This window comes from Paracraurococcus lichenis, assembly GCF_030657435.1.
Lineage (GTDB): Bacteria > Pseudomonadota > Alphaproteobacteria > Acetobacterales > Acetobacteraceae > Paracraurococcus > Paracraurococcus lichenis.
In genome coordinates this window covers 1-588 of sequence record NZ_JAUTWS010000436.1, presented here as the reverse complement: position 1 = coordinate 588, position 588 = coordinate 1, and the positions used below count along the sequence as shown (strand labels likewise).

1 protein-coding gene is annotated in these 588 nt (G+C 65.8%); it reads right to left on the bottom strand.

The window, feature by feature from the left end:
* Window positions 1–33 precede the first annotated feature (33 nt).
* A partial coding sequence (locus tag Q7A36_RS40675) for an IS1595 family transposase (RefSeq protein WP_305109465.1) occupies window positions 34–588 on the bottom strand: 555 nt, incomplete at its 5' end.

The window sequence follows — 588 nt, the reverse complement described above, 5'->3', positions numbered from 1 at the left end:
GGCTCTTGATGGGATCCGGGGTGATGGGGCACATCACACGACCAGGGCTGCGACGAGAGTGCCGAGGAGGGCTTTGCCGCGGCGCCGGGCGTTGTGCACGAATTCGAAGAAGCCGAGATACAGCGGCAGCTTCTCTTGCGAGATGCCCCGGTGCGGGCGGAGCCAGGAGCGTAGCAGAGACCACGTTCCCTCCATGGTGTTGACATGGATCTCGCAGAAGCCATCGCCGTCGTCATCGCGGGCATACTCGCCACGGGCGTGACAGACCGTCACGTGCCGATAACCCCAGACCGGCAGGCGGGCGTAGATGTCGTACTCGTCGGTGTGGACGCGGGCACCCTTGATGACGGCAGCCTCGATGATTGGCTGGATCGTCTTCTGCTGCACATTGGCCAGCATGCGCATAACCACCTGACCACCGCGCTGGATCAGGCCGAGGATTGGCGGCTTGTCCTTCTCCAGCGTGCCGCGGCCTGGCGCTCCCGCCAGTCTGCGGCGGCGTCCAGGCCGCCCCTTTTGGCCACCGCCGCAGGCTGGCCTTTGTGTCCGGCCACGACGTAGACCTCGTCGATCTCGACGTCGCCCTCC